This window comes from Bradyrhizobium sp. WSM2254 (assembly GCF_000472645.1).
GTDB lineage: Bacteria > Pseudomonadota > Alphaproteobacteria > Rhizobiales > Xanthobacteraceae > Bradyrhizobium > Bradyrhizobium niftali.
On record NZ_AXAB01000026.1, the window covers coordinates 43337 to 57091 of the forward strand.

Here is a 13755-nt window from a genome sequence, read left to right on the forward strand (position 1 = left end):
CTTCGGTCATAGTGACAAGGACGCCGCCGCCGTAAACAACGTGTCGGATGCTGGGTGGTATCGGTGTCGAAAACGGTTGTGAGACGTCAGGCTTCATTCAAACGCAGCAGGACCGCTTGCACGACTGATCCACAATCTTATGGACGGAGGCCTGCCGGCGCCGGGACGCCGGAGTTGAGCAGCCTCGCCCGAACAGATCGCCGCAGCCGCATTCTCTGTCCGCGCCGGCCAAAGCACTGAGCCCGTCAGACCGCTACAGCTTGGGCGCAAGCCGGCCTTGAGCACAAGATCATCTCGCTGGTTGGCGCCGTAATCCGCTGCGCCAGATTTGGCCGCGTCACCTGCACCTCATCGGCCAGCTGCGCGACCGTCGGGCGGCAGTTGCGCCAAAGAACTACCTATCGGGAGGCGGGAATACGGGTCAGTTGCCGCCCGCGACAGCGGCCGGCGCCAACAGAACGTCACGCCGGCGCTCGGCCATGCGGCTCTCACCGCTTTCATCGCCAAAGCAGTGGTTGAAGTCCTTGCACTCTGTGCACACCGGCGTCGTGCACAAGATGAGGCCCTCGTCCTCGCATAGCCTGCGATAAAAAAAGCGCTTCCAGCGCATATTATTGACGTTGCGCCTGGCGAGCGGTCCGAAATGGCGGTTGAGGAGACGCAACAGTTCACCACGATTGCGCAATCCGAGATCTGCCCACAGATGATTCGGCTCCATGGCGCGGCGCGCGATCATCGCGGCCAGCCAACGGCCGGTGTCCCCTTGCGTCGATCGTTGTGCGAGCAAGAGATCACGCACCATTGTGACCTCGTCGTTGTCATCGCGCTTGGAATCCAGCAGCAAGTCATCGCCTTTGATCCGAACCGACGGAAAATTTTGCTTGAGCAATGCCGCCAGCTCATCGCTGGACAGGCCGACCTTCTCAAACAGAAGACCACCTTCCATCGCACTGGCCGCGAAAATGGACGCCAGCACATGCCGATCGAAACTGCTGTCATGGTCTATGTCCGCATCTGCGGGGTGCATCCCGGTCAGCAGACGATAGCTCGCAATTCCCCTACATTCCTGGCCGCTCCCATCATTCGTCTCGACAACCATGACAGGATAGAACTGCTCTTCGAACATGGGCGTCCGCTACCCTTTCCACATTGGTCAAGTCTGTATCACCGCGTCTGCACTCGGGAGACACCCTTTCGCACAACTGCCGGCCCTCCTTTTTGAGTATTGGGAGGGCCGGGCTGCGGCGTTGCGCCCTTTTACGATGCCGCAAGTTCGGCGGCGCTTTTCCCGACGATGGACTCATCAACGGCCTTCATGATGCCGTGCTCCATCAGCATGTCCTCGAGCTCGTCCATGGTGATCGGAGTCGGGATGATGCCTTTGCCGCCATTGTTGTGGATCCTGCCCGCGAGGTTGCGATAGTGATCCGCCTGCTTGGAGTCCGGCGCGTATTCCAGCACGGTCATGCGCCGCAGCTCCGCATGCTGCACGATGTTGTCGCGCGGCACGAAATAAATCAGCTCAGTGCCGAGCTTTTTGGCGAGCGCTTCCGCGAGCTCCAGCTCCTTGTCGGTCTGCCGCTCGTTGCAGATGAGGCCACCGAGCCGCACGCCGCCGGAGCTCGCATATTTCAGAATGCCCTTGGAGATGTTGTTGGCAGCATACATGGCCATCATCTCGCCGGACATCACGATGTAGATTTCCTGCGCCTTGTTCTCGCGGATCGGCATCGCAAAGCCGCCGCAGACGACGTCGCCCAGCACGTCATAGGAAACGTAGTCGCGCTCCTCATAGGCGCCGTTCTCCTCCAGGAAGTTGATCGAGGTGATGACGCCGCGGCCCGCGCAGCCGACCCCGGGCTCCGGGCCACCCGACTCGACGCAGCGGATGTCCTTATAGCCGATCTTCATCACGTCCTCGAGTTCGAGGTCCTCGACACTGCCGGCATTGGCAGCCAGACTCAGGATTGTGTCCTGCGCCTTGGCGTGCAGAATAAGGCGAGTGGAGTCCGCTTTGGGATCGCAGCCCACGATCAGGATCTTGTGACCCATCTCCGCCAGCGCCGCCAGCGTGTTCTGGGACGTGGTCGACTTTCCGATACCACCCTTGCCGTAGAACGCGATTTGTCTCAGTGAAGCCATGTTGCTCTCTCCATCAACCGATTTGCCAAAGATTGCATGCTGTTTTGCACGCGAGCTTGTTTCTCTTTCAGAAACGGGGCACACGGGTCCAAGGGTAGGAGAGCATCGCTCGTCTTGCGCGTCGGCGTGCACTCAGCCCTTACTCAGTGTTGCTGCATCGCAGTAGCAACTGCCGTGCCAACGCCGGCGGCCTGTTTAAGCTTCTGATGATGCACTACAACTTCGCGAGATTTCTCATCGCGCTGGATGTTTCGAACCTGACAGCAGCTGTGCGGCTGTGTGTAATCTGACAGCGCTCACAATTTTGACGAAACATATGATTGATGGCGGCGCATTCGTGCGCCAGACGGAACTGCGGATGGTTTGAAATGCAGCTGCGGTCGAGCCTCTCGGTACGCTTTTCAGAAATGATGCTCCGATCAGCATCGAAGTTCGAGTGGCCCCCGTGCACCAAAGACAGGTGTTCGCGCTTGATAAGGATGTGATGACCGGTTGGTCTTCCCGTTCGCGCTGCATCACGACATCGAAACCGAGACGCTTCCGAGTGCCAGCGCGCAGGGATGCCGATTGGCTCGAATTCTACTGTGCTGGCTGGGGTCCTCACGAGAGCGACGACGCATGAGCGGGCGCTGATCGATCATCGAGAGCCTGACTCAGGCCGCTCGCATGCGGCTTCTTCACGACAATCGACGGGGAGATCGCGATCGAGACATTAATGGCTGACCCACATGGCCGCTCCCGGATCGGCTGCCTTCGATCAAGTTCCAGAGGTTCCTCGCAGAGAACTGCGCGCATGCCCATGTTGATGGACGCGCCAGTCATCGTTTCAACGAATTCGATCCTCATCGGTGCGAAAGCGGCAGCGCACCCCGACATCGGCGATCTTTTCCACGTCCCGGAACTCGTCACGGCGGCAACGGTGATGCGCTATGACCGCACCCGCGAAAGGGCCGTGAACGTCTGCGAATGCAACCCCAGTCACCCCGAAGGGTCCCTTGCCGCCAAAACAATGCCAATCGCCAGCAGCGGATCGGCTGTGATCTGGACGCAGTGTTCGGACCGGTCGATCAAGTGCAGGTCGTAATGCAGAAAGCTGCGAAAGGGCGGCTCGGTGACATCAGACGCATCGCATCGCACCAGGGCGAGATGGGGAAAGCGGCGCCGCAGCTCGGTCAAGGGGCTCGCGCGGCCTTCTGCCGCCGTGATCAGTTGTTCAAGTTCGATCAGTTCGTTTTCGTCCAGTGCCATGACCGACTTTATCGTTTGTGTGCGTAAACAGTAGCGTTACCGCCAGAACACCCGGTCGAGATCGGCATTTAGCTCATCTGTCGCTGCGCTCAGCCGCTGATGGACGCTGTGGAATTGCCAAACTCCTCGCGCATGGTCCTTCCAAAACATCTTCCACAGTCCGCACACGGCGTCATGATGGATCAACGCGACATCGATCACGCCGCCATCCTTGTCGATGTCGCGTGAGCAGCAGGGGCTCTCGATGAGATATCCCCCCTTAACCGGCTTCACACTGGGTGAGACATAACGATAGCGTTTGCGGGAGCCCAATGCGCATTCGATCCGCTTGCGATCGACCTCGTTCGGGTGAGCCTTGAGGCCGACGACTGCCCTTTTCATGACCGCAGCATTCATTGTGAAAGCCCCCTTAGAGCCGCGTTCTTTGCGCTTCAGGACAGCCGACCGGCCGCCCGGCAAAACTATGGAACCGCCCGGCAAAACTATGGAAATTAGGTCCCTATGTTCGCTTGCGTGCTCGCTCTCAAGCGCACGATCTCACCGATGCGGCCAGTGCCTACAAGAGCCGTCAAGGGCGCGCAGGCGTCAAACAAGCCGCCGTTGATGGGGTCGCCGGCGGATTTGAGCCGCGGGCGCCATTCGGATGTCGAATGAAGGGGCGCGATCATGATGGGGGCCCTTCCCGCAATGGCCGACTGTCGAGCCCAGAGTCCCCGTCCACCGAATCAAGTTCCTTGCATTTCATTCCGACGCGGTGGCCGGTTTCAAGAAACTCGACACCATAGACGTAGAATTGCTGCAGGAACGTCCCGATGGAAACGACGTAACCGACCTCGCCTTTCTTGGCCAGGATGTCCCCGATCTCCTTGCCGGCGTAGGTCCCGTCATTGCGAACGGTGCGATTGGCCTTCACCTTTTCACCAAGGTTGAAGACCGGCGGTCCATCCAGCTCTATGACGTCACTGTCGCGGACGATGTTGCTCATGCGTCACTCCGTCGTGAACTTGATCGGGCCGCATCCTGCGAGCTCGCTGGCCGCCGTGGCCGCGATTGCCGGGATGAAGCCGGCGATTCTCTGCAGCTACTGTCAACATGAACTCCATGACGCTTACGCTCGTTCAGGCCGGCGGCTGGTAGCGCGGCAATGAGGTGTCGATGACGCAGGTCTTGTCGACCGGACAGACCGCAACACATTGCGGCTCCTCGAAGTGACCGATGCATTCGGTACATTTTTTCGGGTCAATCACGAACGTTCCGCCCTTCTCGAAGATTGCCACGTTGGGACATTCGGTCTCACAAGCGGAGCAGCCTGTGCATTGCGAAGAAATGATCTTGAACGGCATCCGATGTCCTCTTTCACGCCACCGACATCATCGGGTCCTGCCGGATCGCTCCGTCACCCCGGTCGACATGCTGGATCTCGCCGCTCTTCACCTTCTTGAGATAAGAGCTGAACCATGCGATCGCGGACGTCTCGATGAACTCGTGCGCGTATTGATCGACCGGCTCGATGCCAGCCTTGTGGAGTTCGCTCGTCGGCCGACCACCGATCCTGGCGACGAACACGGCATGGCAGTCATTGATAGAGCGGATGATGGCCGCAAGGTTATCTTGCGCGCCATAACCGCCTTGGCAGTAGTGATCGACGCGGCGGTGACCGACGAATTTTGCGCCGGATTGCGATACTTCGTACACCTGGAACTCGTTGGCATGCCCAAAATGCTCATTGATGAGCCCAGCGCCCTTGGTTGCAACCGCGATCAGCACTTTGATATCGCTTGTCCCGCCTGCATGCTCCCCCACGTCCTCCTGCCTTGGCATTATCCTGGCGCGGCGTTCCGCCTCGATTCCAGCCTGGGTGGCCTTGCGCGCCTCGAGGTCGTAGTTGACGGTCATGGTCACAATCTTCTCCTTCGTAAACTCCGCGCTTCGATCCTCGCCGAGCAGTCCGACCGCGTCGGCGCGGCATTGGCGGCAATGGCGCATCATGTTCATCTCGCCTTCGCATGCGTCCTGCAGGGCCTTCAATTCGCTTGTCCTCGGCACGCGCTGGCTCTTGAGACCGAACATGGTGCCGTGCTCGGGGGCTGCGATCAGCGGCATGATGTTGTGCAGGAAAGCGCCACGCGACTTCACGGCTTTGTTGACCTCAACCAGGTGCCGCTCGTTGATGCCCGGGATCATGACTGAATTGACCTTGCAGAGAATGCCTCGCGCGGAGAGCATTTCGAGACCACTGAGCTGACGCCTGCTCAGGATGTTCGCCGCCTCGAGTCCGCTGTATCGCTTGTGGTTGTAGAAGATCCACGGATAGATCTGAGCGCCGATCTCGGGATCGATCATATTGATTGTGATGGTGACGTGCTCGATGTTCAGCCGGGCGATGGTATCGACGTGATCGGGCAAGGCGAGCCCGTTGGTCGATAGACACAGTTTGATGTCGGGCGCGGCTTCGGCCACGAGCTCGAAGGTCCTGAAGGTCTTGTCTGGGTTGGCCAGGGGATCGCCGGGACCGGCAATGCCAAGCACGGTCATCTGCGGAATGCGGGAGGCGACCGCGAGCACCTTTTTGGCCGCCTGCTCGGGGGTGAGCTTCTCGCTGGTCACACCCGGGCGCGATTCATTGGCGCAGTCATATTTGCGATTGCAGTAGTTGCACTGCATGTTGCAAGCTGGCGCAACCGCAACATGCATGCGCGCGTAGTGGTGATGCGCCTCGACGCTGTAGCAGGGGTGCGTCTTCACCTTGTCCCAGATCGCCGGCGGCAGATCGTCTTGGCCCCCGTGTGCCCCGCAGCTCGCTTTGCCGTCGCCGACCGAGATGCCGCAGCTCTTAGGCTGGGCCGCCAGCATGGTCTCGCCGCCATTTCGCGCATTTCTAGCGCTGCTACCGCGCTCCACTACGTCCATGTCCAATTCTTTCTCCAAGCCAAACAGGCTTCCCGGAGCCACTCCTGAGCGAACCCCTGAACCTGGGTTAGCAACTCACATGCCATCGCCGCAGGCGACGGATTTTCTCATCTCCGCCAATCAGTTAGTCAGAGCGATCTGCGCTGTTGCGCAGCCGACAGCGAGCATACGGCGTGTTGGAAATGCGACAGGCGTTGGGCTGGTGAGACGGATGACGGCGCCTGTCTTGCAACGCGCTCCTGCTCAGCGGCACCGACACTTTCCCCGTGACCGGACGGCCGCTACGGGCCGGGCCGAGGCGGCCCGGCTCGGTTTGACAGCGCCTCTAATTGGCCAGCAAGATCTCCACGGCGCGCGGAAGCGCAATCGCGAGCGGGGTCAAGCTCTGGTCGAGCAGGAACCGCAGCTCGTTTCGCGAGAGCGCATCCGGCTCGACAATGGCATAATGAATGTCTGCCGAGCGCTTCGTGATCTGCCGCGCATAAATGCGCAGCAGCTGATCGTCGAACCGACAGCCGATAAAAAGAAAGTTTCGCCCAAGCCGCCGCTCCCTCACGATCTCCGGAATCGGCGTCTGGATATCGATCTCGGTCAGAACTTCGACATAATCGGCGTCGGAGATCAGGAAGTTTCTTGCCGGCAGCACGCCGCCATGCGGCTTGTAGAGGACCGTGGTCCAGGCGCCGGCAGCCGGGGACTCGACCTCTACGCCATCGGCATCATAGAAACGGTACCAGCGAAGCTCGCCGATGCCGGCGCGGGTAATCCCTTGCACTTCGCCCCATCCCTCACGCTTGCCAAGCGATGCGCGCATTGCGCCATCATACCAGGTATCGACGATCATCGGTAAGCGTAACGCAGCAAGATGACGATGCAGGGCCGTTGCCTCGACCGGCGCGGCGAACGCCTGAGCCATCAATCCCGTCACCGTGGACCGATGCTTGTTGCTCTCGATATGCTGTGCTGCAGCCCAGGCATTGCCGCGGGCCCGACGCGGCAGCGCGACCTTGGTGCCGAAGAAGATCGCCAGCGCATCAGGTGTCACTGGCACCTCAGGCTTGGACAACTCGGCGAGCCCGGGCCCGAGATAGGGAACAATGGTGCCGGCATGCAGTCTGGCCGCAACATCGGCGAGCCGAGCCTCTGCATCCGTCCCTTTGAGACAGTTGATTTGCGGCATTGCGCTCATCGTTCATCGCCGTCCCCGCCAATCCTTTTGGCATTGACCGTGATCGGCAGCGGCGTATCGCTCGCCATCTCGGGCAGGTCGAGCACCCATCCATTCGTTAATCTGATCCAACCGCCCCACAGTGTCTCGTGCTCGGATTCGACGATCCGCTCTTCAAGATCCTTCTTGGGCACATAAATCGACAGGCCCGCCTCGGGAGAGCGGCGGATCATGACTTTCATGAGATCAACTCCAGGAATTACGGATTGCTAGCGGGGCGAGCTCTCGGGACATGCCACGCAGACGGACCAGGATGTCGGACAGCGCACGCACGACCTGGTCGATCTCTTCAGCGGTGGTTTCATAGGACAGCGAAAAGCGCACCGCGCCGGGCAGGCTGCTCGCCGGCACATGCATGGCGCGCAGCACATGCGATGGCTCCATCGCGCCTGAGCTACAAGCCGACCCGAGCGACGCGGCAATGCCGGCGCGATTGAGGTGATGGACGATCGCTTCCCCTTCGAGGCCCTCGAAGGCGATATTGATTGTGTTCGGCAACCGGTTACAGTGGTCGCCAAGGGCCGTGCAGTGACCGTTCTGCAAGATCGACTGCTCCAAACGATCGCGCAGCGCAGCAACACGAACGCGCGCTCGGTCGAGCCGCTCTGCAGCAAGCTCTGCCGCTTTTCCGAGACCGACGATGCCGGGGATGTTCTCGGTTCCGCCGCGGCGCCGGCGTTCTTGTCCTCCGCCCCGGATCAGCGGCCTGAATGTCGTGCCGTTGCGTAAGTAAAGCGCGCCGATCCCCTTGGGTCCATGCAGCTTGTGCCCGGACAGCGACAGCATGTCGATAACGCTGGCCTTCAGGTCAATGGGTACCCTGCCGACCGCCTGCACGGCATCGGTATGAAACAGCGCGCCGGAGGCGCGCGCCCATCCGGCCAGACGTTCCACCGGGAAGATGGTTCCGGTCTCGTTGTTGGCCCACATCACCGATGCAATCGCCGTACGTGGTCCAAGCGCCGACCGAAAAGCCTCAAGGTCGAGCCGGCCGCGCGAATCCACTGCGATCAGATGAACCTTGGCCCCGCTTTGGGCCACCTGTTCGACCAGCGCCAGGATCGCCTGATGCTCGACCGAGGTGGTGACGATCTCGTCCCGGCCCTCCTGCGTCGCCAGCGCTGAGAGAATGGCGGCATTGTTGGATTCCGTCCCGCCGGAAGTAAAGACGATCTCGTCATCATGGGCAGCCCCTACTAGCGCCTGCACGCTGCGGCGTGCCTGCCGCATGGCGCCCGCGACCTGCCTGCCAAAGGCATGGGCTGAGGAGGCATTGCCGAACCGCTCGGCGAAAAACGGCAACATGGCCTGCACGACCGACGGATCCGTTCGGGTCGTCGCGTTGTTGTCGAGATAAATAGCCACTGAAACCCTGCTCAATATGGCGCCGTAGGCGCGCCGACAACCGGGATCAGGCGAACGAATTCGCCGGGCTTTTCGATCAGCCGCGCCTGAATGCCCTCCAGCGTCGCAGCCGACAGCTTGCAGAGCACACAGGCCCCGGTCAGCTTGACCATGATCTTGGTGCCGTCGATTGCAACCAGCTGACAGTCACCGCCGTCGCGTTTCAGATTGGGGCGGATCTCCTCGATCAAAGCGCGAATCACTTGCTCCCGGTCCATCTCGGCGGCCGGCAGTTGTTTCAGATGCTTGGATTCGGCCAGCATGCTTGCGACCTCTTTCGTCAGCCAAAGGATTTGCCGCACGAGCAGCCCGCGTTGGCGTTCGGGTTGTCGAAGGTGAATCCGGAGCCCTCCTGCGCCAGCACGAAATCGATGGTGGTGCCGGCGAGATATTTGTGGCTGTCGTTGTCGACGAACAACTTGACCCCGTCGCGCTCGATCACGGTATCGTCCGACGTCGTCTCATTGGCCAAGCCCATGATGTATTTGAACCCGGCACAGCCGCCGGACTCAACCGTGATGCGCAAGCCGCTTGCTCCCGATGTTGAAATCACCCCCCTGACGGCATTCAGTGCGTTATCTGTCAAATTGATCATGGTTCACCCTTTCACCTGCGTGACTCGGCTGACTTCAGGTTGGCAATTCGCATGCCAGCGCATACGCGCCTGATAGGGCTTCAGTTTTTCAATTCCCGCCTGTTGGCTTTGCGACCCGTGTCGTCTTCCTGACGATGCTGTTTTCGGGATTGGAGCGCGATCGTTTCGTTTCTTTAAGGGGTTTACGCAGATGAAACGCAGTGCGGGGCTCGGCAAGCAATTTGCAGTTCGTGTTGCGCCGGTCGAGGACCGGTGATGAGCTTAGATCGAGGACGATTTTCATGACTGCAATCGAGAACACCGCGCTCGGCCGACTGGACAAGGAGGGGCGACTTCTCAATGCCGTTCTCAAGGGCGACACGACCAGGGCGGGCCGATTCGGTTTTCGTGGCGATATCGCGTTGAAGTTCCAGGCCCAGCTCGCGGACGAGAAGCGGCCGCCGGATTATTCAATCGAGCAGGTCTTGACGGTCGCGCAGGAGGGCGAAAGCACAATCCCGGTGCTGGCCGGTTATCTGCATTCATTGGCCTATCTGACCGACGTCAGCAGCGTTCTGGACGGCGCGCTGAAGCCCGACGGGCGCTACTTCATGTTCTGCAACAATATAGATCTGTTGGCGAAATACCGGACCAAGGTCGGCGACATCACCTTCCACATCCTCCCGTGCGATGAATCGACCGTCTGGAAAGAGATGATGGACCTGGCCGGGCTCGATAAGAACGACTTCAAGAAATTCGATGCAGGCGGCAAGCTGGACTACCTGCTCGACGCAGCCACGGCTCTCGATGCCTCCTATGAGGAGATCCCTTACGAAGACGGGCTGAAGCGGATGGGCCCCGTGAAAAACCGCAATCAGAACCGCCCGGTTTGAGCGCTGACTTTGGATCTCGTCGAAGCGGCCTCCTCGACGGGTCGCGCCGTCAGCAGATGTCGCGGTCCATTTCCATCGGAGTGATGAGCGCGAGCCGCTCGCGTTGCGACGCGATCAACGCGGCGGCCGCGCGACGCGCTGAGCCGATCCGCGGCGACTCGATCGGACAGATGCCGGTGCGGCCAGGAACTTCTTGCGTTGGAATTCAAATTGACGGCGATCCCACCCTTGCGGTGCAACGAACAGAGTCCACCAGCACCCTACAAGGGCAACCAATGGCTTCGCGGCTGTCGTCCTCGTCAACGATCGCGAGATGAAACCCACGGGGCTAGCGCACTGAACGCTTTCGGACCAAGAACCGACGTGGATGCTTCCGGCTTTCTGCGCGATGTGGGTTTCCAAACAGGTTCGCGATTCATCAGCAAGCCGTTCGTTGCTTTGGGACAGAACTCATGCTGAACGGTCCTGCAATCGTTCGCGGCAAGAGAGCCAAGGCATCTGTCAATTGGCGCGGCTCTTGCTCAGGTGTTCGACGCAATCATCCAGCGCAACTGCTTTGTCGGCAGCGTTTGCAGAAGCGAGGACACTTCGATTAGAGGTCTGAATGTCTTTAGAAACTGATCATCAGGATCGACTGTTCGCGATCATCCTCGGCACCAATGAGATTGCGTCTGCGATCGCCGTCCATCTTGCGCGCGGCGGAACTTGCGTGGTGCTGTCGCATGATCCCGATCCGCCTGTGATCCGGCGCAGGATGGCGTTCCATGACGCGCTCTTCGCCGGGACGGCACAGGTCGAAGATATTATGGGTGAACGCCTCGACGACGCCATGCAGGTGCTCAGGGCGATCCGCGGGGACGCTAGCCGACGAAGACGGGTCATCGTCTCCCGTCTCGGCCTTGTCGACCTCCTTCCGATCCGCCGCATTGATGTGCTGATCGACGCGCGTCTGCAGAAGCGCCAGATCAGGCCCGACCTGCGGCGGCTCGCGGGACTGACCATAGGTCTGGGCCCAGGCTTCTCCACGAGTTCGAATTGCGATGTCGCGATCGAAACCCGGCCCGGCAGGATCGGCCTGGTCCAGCGAGACGGCTGGACGGATGCGGCTGACGGAATTACGAGCCGGCTCGGTGATCTCGGCGCCGAACGTTTTGTTTATTCCAGCTTTGTTGGTAGCTGGCGAACTTCGGTTGCAATTGGAACGCATGTCGAGAAGGATCTCGTGCTCGGCCATCTTTCCGGCGAGCCCATCATAGCGCCGCGCGATGGCGTATTGCGCGGCATCATCCGTGACGGGACCGAGGTTCCTTGCGGCGTCAAGCTGCTCGAGATCGACCCGCGCGGCGTGCTGGCGCAATGGACCGGCATCGACGACCGCGGCCGGGCAATCGCCAAAGCGACGTTAAGTGCGGTCCTTCGAGGTGCGGCGCAGCGGTTCGGCCTGGTCGTTGAACCGGAGATGTCGGGACACGCGTGACGGGCCGCCGCAACAGCCGCCTGGAACGCGTCATTTTGCCTTTTGGACAGTGTCGACCCCCGCAGCGGGCAGGCTGAGCTAACATGGGACAGTAACCTTGCAGACCTCAATCCTCAAAAGGCATTACGATGCCCGCCTGCCTTGGTACACCATCTATCCAACCGTACCGGAGTTCTCCGCGGCGGTCGGCCCCAAGGATTGTGAGGAATGGTTGCGGCGCCTGCCGACCGATGACGCCGTGTCGCTCTATATCAACGTTCCGTTTTGCCGGTCGATCTGCTGGTATTGCGGCTTTCCGAGGACCAGGACTGGCCGGGATGCGCCGATCCTCAATTATCTGGCGGTCCTGCATGAGGAAACCCGTCTGGTCGCGGCGCAAGCGCCGCCTGCGCTGCCCGTGAGCGACGTGCATTTCGGCGGCGGAACCCCGACCCTCATCCCGCCATCCGAGTTCCTCGCCCTGATGGAAGTCCTGCGCCGCCGCTTCACCTTGAGGGATGGGGCTACGGTCGCTGTCGAGATCGACCCGCGCACCTTCACGATCGAAATGGCTGAAACGCTTGGAGCCGCCGGCGTCAACCGCGCAAGCCTGGGTGTGCAGAGCTTCGATCCCGTCGTTCAAAAGGCCATCAACCGGATCCAGAGTGAAGCGGAGACGGCGGGTGCCGTCGAAAATCTTCGCGGGAATGGAATAACCCGCATCAACTTCGACCTCATCTATGGTCTGCCAAATCAGACAGTGCAGTCCTGCGCCCGGACCGCGGAGACGGTGGTGGCGATGCGCCCCGACCGCCTTGCTGTGTCCGGTTACGCGCATGTTCCCTCCTACAAGAAAAATCAGCGTCTGATCGATGAGGCCCTGCTGCCGGACACGGTTGCCCGTGCCGAACAGGCTGCGGCGGTGGGCGACACGCTGGTTGCTGCCGGGTACTGCCAAATCGGGCTGGACCATTTCGCCTTGCCGGACGACGAACTCGCACTGGCGCAGAAGACCGGTCGCTTGCGACGTAACTCGTTGGGGTACTCGGCTGATACGTGTCAAACCGTTATCGGCCTCGGTGCCTCGGCCATCGGCCGTGTCGGCCACGGCTATGTCCTGAACGAGGTTGCAACGGGTTCCTACACGCGCCACATCCGCGCTGGCCGTCTGGCGACGTCAAAGGGCTATCCTCTCGGCAACGAAGACCGCGTCCGGGCCGCGATCATCGAGCGGCTGATGTGCGAACTGGAGGCTGATGTTCCGGCAATCTGTGCGACCTTTGGATTTGATCCGATCCCCCTGCTCGATTCAGCTGAACGCTTGCAAATGCTCGCCGAGGACGGGGTCGTGGATATCGAAAGCGGCTTCATCCGCGTGAGGCGGGAGTACCGCTTCTTGCTCCGCACCGTCGCTGCCGCATTCGACGCATATCTCGACCGCTCGCCCTACTAGTCCGATGCGGATGACGTTTGTGGAAGGCAACCACCGGGAAGGGCCGGCGTGATGGGTTGCCTGATGCAAGTGGGCTGCGGTGAAATTCGGCTGTGTCATCAATCCGGTGAGACTAGCGATCACCGCCCCGAGCTCTGGCGGCTGGACTTCGCCTTGCTCCCGCTCGCGCGTTCGCGAGTGACTTACGCGCGCCGCGCTGACGCCAAAACGCTCCGTCACCTCCCGACCTGAAACACCGCTCCAAATATAGACAAGCACCCGTTCGCGAAGCTCCATCGACAGCAGTTTCGCCATCCCCGCAGGTTTCCATCCCGGCGACGAGCCTTCATCATCAAACCGCCGATCCGGATATCCCCAGCAACTCAGCCAGATGGGCTAGCGCTCACAACCAGCGCAAAAGCTGTCCCTCTGGCGAAATGCGCGAGCTGCGCGAAGCTCAGTTTGAAC

15 protein-coding genes are annotated in these 13755 nt (G+C 60.6%); 3 read left to right on the forward strand and 12 right to left on the reverse strand.

Annotation, left to right across the window (positions count from 1 at the left end; genetic code table 11):
* Nucleotides 1–421: 421 nt before the first annotated feature.
* The 12 genes from A3M7_RS0119650 to A3M7_RS0119715 all read right to left on the reverse strand — a co-directional run bounded on the left by A3M7_RS0119650 (nucleotide 422) and on the right by A3M7_RS0119715 (nucleotide 9527).
* Nucleotides 422–1099, reverse strand: coding sequence for a nitrogen fixation protein NifQ (locus A3M7_RS0119650; protein WP_245284291.1), 678 nt, complete (start codon nucleotides 1097–1099; stop codon nucleotides 422–424).
* Nucleotides 1100–1257: 158 nt separating this feature from the next.
* Complete coding sequence (nifH, locus tag A3M7_RS0119655; protein WP_027545437.1) at nucleotides 1258–2142, reverse strand: nitrogenase iron protein; 885 nt, start codon at nucleotides 2140–2142, stop codon at nucleotides 1258–1260.
* Nucleotides 2143–3120: 978 nt separating this feature from the next.
* The gene (locus A3M7_RS0119665; RefSeq protein ID WP_027545439.1) at nucleotides 3121–3390 is read right to left on the reverse strand and encodes a hypothetical protein; all 270 of its coding nucleotides are present in this window, start codon (nucleotides 3388–3390) and stop codon (nucleotides 3121–3123) included.
* Between the two features lie 36 nt (nucleotides 3391–3426).
* Nucleotides 3427–3786, reverse strand: a complete 360-nt coding sequence (locus A3M7_RS0119670) for a DUF3024 domain-containing protein (RefSeq protein ID WP_027545440.1) — start codon at nucleotides 3784–3786, stop codon at nucleotides 3427–3429.
* 268 nt (nucleotides 3787–4054) lie between these two features.
* A complete protein-coding gene (locus tag A3M7_RS0119680; protein ID WP_027545441.1) occupies nucleotides 4055–4375 on the reverse strand; it encodes a nitrogen fixation protein NifZ in 321 nt (106 codons plus the stop codon).
* A 133-nt stretch (nucleotides 4376–4508) separates the two neighbouring features.
* Entirely contained in the window at nucleotides 4509–4733 is a 225-nt protein-coding gene (locus A3M7_RS0119685) for a 4Fe-4S binding protein (protein ID WP_027545442.1), read from the reverse strand.
* 13 nt (nucleotides 4734–4746) lie between these two features.
* Complete coding sequence (gene nifB, locus A3M7_RS0119690) at nucleotides 4747–6243, reverse strand: nitrogenase cofactor biosynthesis protein NifB (protein ID WP_245284292.1); 1497 nt, start codon at nucleotides 6241–6243, stop codon at nucleotides 4747–4749.
* 382 nt (nucleotides 6244–6625) lie between these two features.
* The gene (locus A3M7_RS0119695; RefSeq protein WP_027545444.1) at nucleotides 6626–7489 is read right to left on the reverse strand and encodes an SIR2 family protein; all 864 of its coding nucleotides are present in this window, start codon (nucleotides 7487–7489) and stop codon (nucleotides 6626–6628) included.
* Nucleotides 7486–7710 (reverse strand): putative nitrogen fixation protein NifT, encoded by a 225-nt coding sequence (nifT, locus tag A3M7_RS0119700; protein WP_027545445.1) that lies wholly within the window; start codon nucleotides 7708–7710, stop codon nucleotides 7486–7488. Before nifT ends, A3M7_RS0119695 begins: the two co-directional genes overlap by 4 nt.
* A gap of 4 nt (nucleotides 7711–7714) precedes the next feature.
* Nucleotides 7715–8908 carry a cysteine desulfurase NifS gene (gene nifS, locus A3M7_RS0119705; RefSeq protein WP_371090201.1) on the reverse strand — a complete coding sequence of 398 codons (1194 nt, stop codon included), beginning with the start codon at nucleotides 8906–8908 and terminating at the stop codon, nucleotides 7715–7717.
* Nucleotides 8905–9195 carry a NifU family protein gene (locus A3M7_RS0119710; protein ID WP_027545447.1) on the reverse strand — a complete coding sequence of 97 codons (291 nt, stop codon included), beginning with the start codon at nucleotides 9193–9195 and terminating at the stop codon, nucleotides 8905–8907. Before A3M7_RS0119710 ends, nifS begins: the two co-directional genes overlap by 4 nt.
* Before the next feature lie 17 nt (nucleotides 9196–9212).
* The gene (locus tag A3M7_RS0119715) at nucleotides 9213–9527 is read right to left on the reverse strand and encodes an iron-sulfur cluster assembly accessory protein (protein ID WP_027545448.1); all 315 of its coding nucleotides are present in this window, start codon (nucleotides 9525–9527) and stop codon (nucleotides 9213–9215) included.
* A gap of 281 nt (nucleotides 9528–9808) precedes the next feature.
* Between A3M7_RS0119715 and A3M7_RS0119720 the strand changes: the two genes are divergently transcribed.
* The 3 genes from A3M7_RS0119720 (at nucleotide 9809) to hemN (ending at nucleotide 13308) form a co-directional block, all read left to right on the forward strand.
* Nucleotides 9809–10399, forward strand: coding sequence for a hypothetical protein (locus A3M7_RS0119720; RefSeq protein ID WP_027545449.1), 591 nt, complete (start codon nucleotides 9809–9811; stop codon nucleotides 10397–10399).
* Nucleotides 10400–11003: 604 nt separating this feature from the next.
* A complete protein-coding gene (locus A3M7_RS44645) occupies nucleotides 11004–11876 on the forward strand; it encodes a xanthine dehydrogenase (protein WP_049823571.1) in 873 nt (290 codons plus the stop codon).
* A 97-nt stretch (nucleotides 11877–11973) separates the two neighbouring features.
* Nucleotides 11974–13308 carry an oxygen-independent coproporphyrinogen III oxidase gene (gene hemN / locus A3M7_RS0119730; protein ID WP_027545450.1) on the forward strand — a complete coding sequence of 445 codons (1335 nt, stop codon included), beginning with the start codon at nucleotides 11974–11976 and terminating at the stop codon, nucleotides 13306–13308.
* The last annotated feature ends 447 nt before the right edge of the window (nucleotides 13309–13755 follow it).

Excerpts from the sequence above, each read along its gene's own strand:
- A3M7_RS0119650 (WP_245284291.1), bottom strand. The coding sequence starts at position 1,099 with ATGGTTGTCGAGACGAATGATGGGAGCGGCCAGGAATGTAGGGGAATT.
- nifH (WP_027545437.1), bottom strand. The coding sequence starts at position 2,142 with ATGGCTTCACTGAGACAAATCGCGTTCTACGGCAAGGGTGGTATCGGA.
- A3M7_RS0119665 (WP_027545439.1), bottom strand. The coding sequence starts at position 3,390 with ATGGCACTGGACGAAAACGAACTGATCGAACTTGAACAACTGATCACG.
- A3M7_RS0119670 (WP_027545440.1), bottom strand. The coding sequence starts at position 3,786 with ATGAATGCTGCGGTCATGAAAAGGGCAGTCGTCGGCCTCAAGGCTCAC.
- A3M7_RS0119680 (WP_027545441.1), bottom strand. The coding sequence starts at position 4,375 with ATGAGCAACATCGTCCGCGACAGTGACGTCATAGAGCTGGATGGACCG.
- A3M7_RS0119685 (WP_027545442.1), bottom strand. The coding sequence starts at position 4,733 with ATGCCGTTCAAGATCATTTCTTCGCAATGCACAGGCTGCTCCGCTTGT.
- nifB (WP_245284292.1), bottom strand. The coding sequence starts at position 6,243 with ATGCTGGCGGCCCAGCCTAAGAGCTGCGGCATCTCGGTCGGCGACGGC.
- A3M7_RS0119695 (WP_027545444.1), bottom strand. The coding sequence starts at position 7,489 with ATGAGCGCAATGCCGCAAATCAACTGTCTCAAAGGGACGGATGCAGAG.
- nifT (WP_027545445.1), bottom strand. The coding sequence starts at position 7,710 with ATGAAAGTCATGATCCGCCGCTCTCCCGAGGCGGGCCTGTCGATTTAT.
- A3M7_RS0119710 (WP_027545447.1), bottom strand. The coding sequence starts at position 9,195 with ATGCTGGCCGAATCCAAGCATCTGAAACAACTGCCGGCCGCCGAGATG.
- A3M7_RS0119715 (WP_027545448.1), bottom strand. The coding sequence starts at position 9,527 with ATGATCAATTTGACAGATAACGCACTGAATGCCGTCAGGGGGGTGATT.
- A3M7_RS0119720 (WP_027545449.1), top strand. The coding sequence starts at position 9,809 with ATGACTGCAATCGAGAACACCGCGCTCGGCCGACTGGACAAGGAGGGG.
- A3M7_RS44645 (WP_049823571.1), top strand. The coding sequence starts at position 11,004 with ATGTCTTTAGAAACTGATCATCAGGATCGACTGTTCGCGATCATCCTC.